The organism is Ruegeria sp. CE9 (assembly GCF_056537425.1).
Map to the genome: position 1 here is coordinate 1 of NZ_JBQFRO010000094.1, position 920 is coordinate 920.

The window sequence follows — 920 nt, forward strand, 5'->3', positions numbered from 1 at the left end:
CGATATCCCGCTATGGAAACGCATCCTGATTTGGGGGGTGGTTCTGGTTGCACTGGCTTCGGCCGTTCCAAATTTGGCCTATGATCGGGTCGAGCGTCACAATGATGCCCTTGCTGCCCTCGAAGGTGGCGCGCCCTCTACGCCTGAACTCGAAGCGGATTTGGCGCTTTGGCCGTCTGTTCTGCCCTCAAGCCTTGTTAATCTTGGGCTTGATTTGCGCGGTGGCGCGCATCTTTTGGCTGAGGTGCGGGTTGAGGATGTCTATGCCGCACGCATGGACGCGCTGTGGCCCGAGTTGCGCGATGCCTTGCGCGATGCCCGCGATGAGGTCGGCCCCATTCGCCGCACCGATGCCCCCGCAGGCGAATTGCGGGTGCAATTGGGTGAGGCTTCGGGCATGGCCCGCGCGGTGGAATTGGCCCGCGGTTTGGGCGGCCCTGTTGTCAGCCTAACAGGTGTAGGATCAGCCAGCCTTGAGGCGCGCGGCGAGGGCGATGTGCTGATCGTCTCGCTCTCTGAGGCGGAGAAGATCGCAACCGATGATCGCACTATGCAGCAATCTGTGGAAATTGTGCGCCGCCGTGTGGATGAGGCAGGCACCCGCGAGCCGACAATCCAACGCCAAGGCGAAAATCGGATTTTGATCCAAGTCCCTGGTGTCGGCTCTGCACAAGAGTTGAAAGACCTGATTGGCACCACGGCACGCCTGACCTTTCACCCTGTCATCACCCGCACCAGCGACCCTGAGGCCCGTGTGGACGCGCGGCAACTGCTGCTGCCCTCCATGGATGAAGAGGGCGCGTATTATATTCTGGAAGAAACCCCTGTGGTGACGGGCGATGATCTTGTTGACAGCCAACCCGGTTTTGACGCACAAAATGGCCAACCCAATGTCAGCTTCGGCTTTAACCCGCATGGCG

1 protein-coding gene is annotated in these 920 nt (G+C 60.3%); it reads left to right on the forward strand.

Features of this window, described 5'->3' with window-relative positions:
* Window positions 1–4: 4 nt before the first annotated feature.
* The coding region (locus ACR0B3_RS24250) for a SecDF P1 head subdomain-containing protein (protein ID WP_480811273.1) at window positions 5–920 on the forward strand (916 nt) is incomplete at its 3' end.